The organism is Microbacterium sp., assembly GCF_036277215.1.
In the GTDB taxonomy this organism is placed as follows: domain Bacteria; phylum Actinomycetota; class Actinomycetes; order Actinomycetales; family Microbacteriaceae; genus Microbacterium.
The window spans coordinates 1-5,044 of record NZ_DASUNI010000048.1; the positions used below are offsets into that span (position 1 = coordinate 1).

Annotated in this window: 4 protein-coding genes; 1 reads left to right on the plus strand and 3 read right to left on the minus strand. The window is 70.0% G+C overall.

Annotation, left to right across the window (positions count from 1 at the left end; translation table 11 throughout):
• From VFX99_RS02415 to VFX99_RS02425, 3 genes are all read right to left on the minus strand, one after another.
• A partial coding sequence (locus VFX99_RS02415) for a VanZ family protein (RefSeq protein ID WP_329664724.1) occupies positions 1–330 on the minus strand: 330 nt, incomplete at its 3' end.
• Positions 331–489: 159 nt separating this feature from the next.
• Positions 490–1,920 (minus strand): mechanosensitive ion channel domain-containing protein, encoded by a 1,431-nt coding sequence (locus tag VFX99_RS02420; protein ID WP_329664725.1) that lies wholly within the window; start codon positions 1,918–1,920, stop codon positions 490–492.
• A gap of 20 nt (positions 1,921–1,940) precedes the next feature.
• On the minus strand, positions 1,941–4,412 hold the full coding sequence (locus VFX99_RS02425) for an adenylate/guanylate cyclase domain-containing protein (RefSeq protein WP_329664726.1): 2,472 nt from the start codon (positions 4,410–4,412) through the stop codon (positions 1,941–1,943).
• A 323-nt stretch (positions 4,413–4,735) separates the two neighbouring features.
• Between VFX99_RS02425 and VFX99_RS02430 the strand changes: the two genes are divergently transcribed.
• A partial coding sequence (locus tag VFX99_RS02430; protein ID WP_329664727.1) for a type IV toxin-antitoxin system AbiEi family antitoxin domain-containing protein occupies positions 4,736–5,044 on the plus strand: 309 nt, incomplete at its 3' end.

The following is a 5,044-nucleotide window of genomic DNA, read 5'->3' on the forward strand; positions in this document are numbered from 1 at the left end:
CGTGCGCCGGTCGAGCAGCAGCGCCTGCGCGCTCTCGATCCCTACTGTCACCACGAGTGCGATCGGCAGGATCAGAAAACGGCGCCTCAGGAGGAGCATCAGAAGCACCCCCAGCGGTACGAACAACAGGATGTTCGCCGAGAACTCGATGCGCTCGTACGTGAGGGCGGGAAAGACCCGGTTCACGCCGCGGAGGAAGTCGCCGGCACCCGAGTCGACCGGCACCGGCCAGAGGGCGATCATCGCCAGGACGATCGCGTAGACGGTCAGCGCGATGCGCGCGATGAGGCGGGAGGGCCGGGGCGGCAGTGGAGGTTCAGCGTTATACATGCGGGCCTTTCAGTCGGACGCCGCAACGCTGATGCGTCCGCCGAGTTTACCCGACCGCGCTTGTGGCACTCGCGGCCCGCGATGAGCCTCCCGGCCCTCCGAGAAGGACGGGCCGCGAGCAGAACGCCGTGCCGCGACGTCCATGGCGGCCAGCCGCCCCTACCCGAAGACGTTCCGGCCGGGAGCGAGATGCTCGCCGACGGCCGCCAGTGCGCTGCGCGCCAGGCGCACGCGGTTGTCGTTCTCGCGCACGATCTCGCGGGCCAGTACCGGATGCTGCCGCACGACGTCGTCGAGCAGATGCACCGGCACCGTGATCACCTCGAGCTCGGTCAGCGCGATCGCCCGCGAGATCGTCTGCGTGCGGGTGAGCGCGGTGAGGCCGACCGCGTCGTGCCGGCTGAGCTCGGTCACCTGGATGAACCCCGACTCGGTCGGCACCCCGAGGATCACCCGCCCCGACAGGATGAACCGGGTGGCGGTCGGCACCATCCCGGGCCGCAGGATCACCTCGCCCTGGCAGAACCGCTCCAGCCGCGCCGATGCGGCAAGTGCCTCGGCATCCACCGGACGCAGGCTCAGGATCGGCGCGATCTCGTGCAGTGCGTCCTGCAGCCGTCCGGGCGTGTTCCACTCGTCGGTCACATCGCCGTCCAGGTGCAGATCGACGCGCCGGGCGGCATACCAGATGCGCGTGGAGAAGGCGTCCAGCACCGCCTCCTTGTCGCTCGGCGACTGCAGCGGGATCGACACCCGGTACTTCGCGCCGTCGAGGGTCGACACGCTCGGGTCGCGGTCGGGGGAGATCAGCGGGATGTCGCGCGCGACGTCGACGAGCAGTGCGCGCACCCGCGCGGGCGGGTCATCCGTCGCGAACGTGAACTCGCGCTCCGCCGCGTACGGCTCGGGGCTGCGCGAGAGGTTCGTGAACGAGCCCTCGGCGAGCTCGGACGTGGGGATGACGATGATCCCGTTGCCGCTGTCGAGGTGCACGGCTCGCCAGTTCACCTCGACGATCTGCCCGCGGTAGTCGGCGGTCTCGATCCAGTCGCCGAGCTGGAACGGCGCCTCGAAGATGAGGAAGAGCCCCGAGACGACTGAGCCGACGGCGTTCTGCAGCGCGAGGCCGACGACGATCGACGTCACGCCGAGGGCCGCGAAGATGCCCGCGACGTCTGCACCCCACACCCACCAGAACAGCAGGGCGATGCCCACGACGATGAAGACGAACCGGATCAGGTCGCTGAAGATCGTCGGAAAGCGATCGCGCCACGACCCCTTCTCCGCGCGGTGGAACACGAGGTGGTTGATCGCGTTGATCACGACGAGGATCACCAGCAGGCCGAAGATGGTCGTCACGACCTTGGGCCACGTGCCCTCGCCCTCCCACGCGCCGGGCTGGCTGATCAGCACCAGCACGCCGGCCACCGGAACGAGGTAGTTGCGCACCATCAGGACGATCGGCGCAGCGCGGCTGCCGCGTCGCGACATCGCGTTGTACATCTCGGTGAGCCCGATCAGCGCGAGCGGGAGGCCTACCGAGACGATGACCGCGGGCCAGAACCACGGCTGCGAGACGATGTCGGCCACGGGTCAGCTTCTCTCTGGGGCTACGCCCCAGACCCCCGGCTTGCTGGCGCGCGCCCCTCGGTTACTGTGACGGCCGGCTGGATGCGCCACACGCGCTGCGTGCCGCTCTGCGTCGACACGTCGCCGGCAGGCGTGATCGCGATCGTGTCGGGGATGCGGTCGGCGATCCGCTGGGTGATGTAGATGCCCGGCTCGTCGGAATCGCCCTGCACGCGGTACGCGAGGTTGACGGCATCCCCCCACATGTCGTACACGACCCGAGCGCGACCGATGAGTCCGCTGGTCACCTGGCCCGAGTCGAGGCCCGCGCGCAGATCCAGGTGCACGCCCTGCTGCGCGGAGTACCGCTCGAGGATGGTGTCGAGCTCCATCGCGAACTCGACCGCGCGCCGGGCGTTGTCGACCCGCGGCGTGCCCAGGCCGCAGCTGGCGAGGTAGCTCTGCCGGGTCGTGCGCACGCGCTCGACCCCGAACCGCTCGGCGGCCTCGTCGAAGGTGCGGATCAGGTCGTTGAGCTTCGCGATCGCCTCTTCGGAGGTCATCGTCAGCGCCATGTCCTCGAAACCGACGATGTCGGCGAAGATGACCGTGACGTCCTCGTTGTCCTGCGTGATCGCCTCGTCGCCGTGCTTGTAGCGGCTGGCCATGCCCTCGGGCATGAACGAGAGGATGAGCCGCTCGTTCGCGCGTTCCTGCTCGGCGATGAGGTTGGACTTGGCCTGCAGGCTGCGGCTCATGTCGTTGAAGGCCGTCGCGACGTCGGCGAGCTCATCGCTCGACCCGGCGTCGACCTGAACGCCCTCGTCCCCCTGCGCGATGCGGCGGGCGGCGGTCTTCAGGCGCCGCAGCGGCCGCACGAACACCTGCGCGAGCACGAGCGAGAGCAGGCAGACGAAGATGATCATGCCTGCCGTCGACAGGATCAGGTTGCGCGTGAAGTCCTCGACAGGGATCAGCGCCTCGGCCGATGCCTCCTGCGCGACGATGGCCCAGTTCAGCCCGTCGATGCTGAGCGGCGCGTACGCGGTGAGGCTGTCGCGGCCGAGGTAGCTGCGCTCGAGCATCGTGCCGCTGTCGCCGGCGAGCGCCGCCGTCACCGCCGAGCCGCTGACGATCTGGTGCAGCAGCGTGTTGCCGTTCTGGACGCTCATGGCCGCGGCATCCGGTGACAGGCCGGCGGCGACGGCCGCCTTCTCGTACGCGGCGGGGTCGTTCACGAGCTCGCGCGAGATCGACCGCATGGTCTCGTCGCGGCCGACGAGGTACGTCTCGCCGCTGCTGCCGAGGCCGTTGATCTGCCACTCGCCGTCGGCGGTCATCACCTGGTTGATCCGGTCGATGGGCAGCTCGACCGCGAGCGCGCCGATGACCTGCCCCTCGACCGCGATCGGCGTCACGGCCCACCCCGCGGGGTTGCCGAGACTGGGGCTGTACGCGGCGAAATCGGCGAGAACCACCTCGCCGACGATGTTGCGGCTCATCGACTCGCGGTACGCGTCGGCGAGGTTCGACAGGCGGTACGGACCGTCCAGCAGATTCGTGCCGAGGTCGACGCCCTTGAACGCGCTGTAGACGACGTTGCCGTCGGTGTCGATCATGAGGACGTCTTCGAAATCCTGCAGCTGCGTCATCGCGCGGAAGTAGTCGTGATACTGCGCGTGCGCCGCCGACCACGCGCTGCCGTCCCCGGCGTCGTCGGAGAGGATCGCCTCTTCCCAGCTCTCGTACGGAATGACGTAATTGGCCTGCAGATACTGCGCCGCCGGGGTGCGGGGTGCGAAGCTCGCGCCGTCGACGTCTTCGCCGGTCGCCTCGGACAGGTCGGCGGCGAACGTGTCGCGGTAGTACTGGGCGAGGGCGGTGGTCGCCGCGGCGTCCACCGGCTGCTGCTCGAGCTCGGCGAAGCCCCCGGTGAAGGCGACGGCCGCCTGCTTGGACGTCTCGTTCATCGCGCCGAGCCGCACCGTGTTCTCGATCGTGGAGAACAGCTGGGTGACCTCGCGGGCGCGGTTCTCGCGGATCTCGACGAGCTTCTCGTACGCGATCGCGCGCAGCGCCTCGGTGCCGTTGACGTACCCGATGATGCCGACGACGATGCTCGAGAGCACGCTGACCGACAGCAGCATGATGAGCAGGATCGAGTAGATCGACAGCCCGGCACGTCGCCGGCGGCGCGGCGTGCCGACCCATTCGGTGGATGCCGGGGGCTGCGAGGGTGGGGCGGCTGGGGGCGGTGGCGGTGCGGCGCTCGCGGTGGTCGGGACCGCGGTCGGCGGTTGGGGGTGCGCTGCGGGCGGTTCGGAGTGCGCTGCGGGCTGCGGCCTCAGTGCCTCGGACTGCGCTCTCGGCGCCTCGTGGCGCGGATGCAGCGCCTCGGACTGCGCTCTCGGCGCCCCCGGATGCGGGCGCGACGCCTCGGGATGGGAGCCCGTCTCACCGGACTCCGGCCCGGGCACGCTCGATGCGTCGACCGGCGTCGTCGGTTCGGCCATCGTGCGCTCCCTGTGCGCCTAGACGTTGCGCATGCGCGCGAATCTCGGGTCCCCCGGCCGTTCCCGTCTGCACCGCGGGTTCCGCCAGGATAGCGCCGCACGTTCTCGGAGGGATAGTGCGCGCCGGGACGCGTGAATCGGTGTCGCGGCCCGTTTTTGGCCTCCCGGCCCGCATCCGAGCACGGGCCACGAGCGTGTACGCGCGCCGCGAGGCGTCCCTGGGCCGCGCGCCGCTTCCTCCACATCCGTCGCACGCGCTGCGAAGTGAACCGAGGTGACGTCGGCGGCTCGGCCGCCCGGCCCGAACCGCGACCCTGGGCACTGTGAGACTTTCCGCGGACCGCATCGCCTACGGCGTGGAGCTGGCACGGGCCGCTGGAGGCGGCATCCTGTTGCATCGTGATCTGCTCAGTGGCGGCCTGTCGACCGCGGCGATCCACCGACTCGTTTCGGACGGTGCCCTCGTGCGCCTGCGTCGGGGCGCGTACACGACGCCGGATGCCGCAGCCGAACGCGACGCCAGGTACCGGCTCTTCGTTCTGGCGTCCATGGCGCTCGGAGACGTCGACCGCGTTGCGGGGCTGTGGTCCGCCGCCGCGCTGCACCGCCTGCCGCTGATCGGCGCATGGCCG

Coding starts and splice junctions, on each gene's coding strand:
- VFX99_RS02425 (WP_329664726.1), bottom strand. CDS start 4,412: ATGGCCGAACCGACGACGCCGGTCGACGCATCGAGCGTGCCCGGGCCG.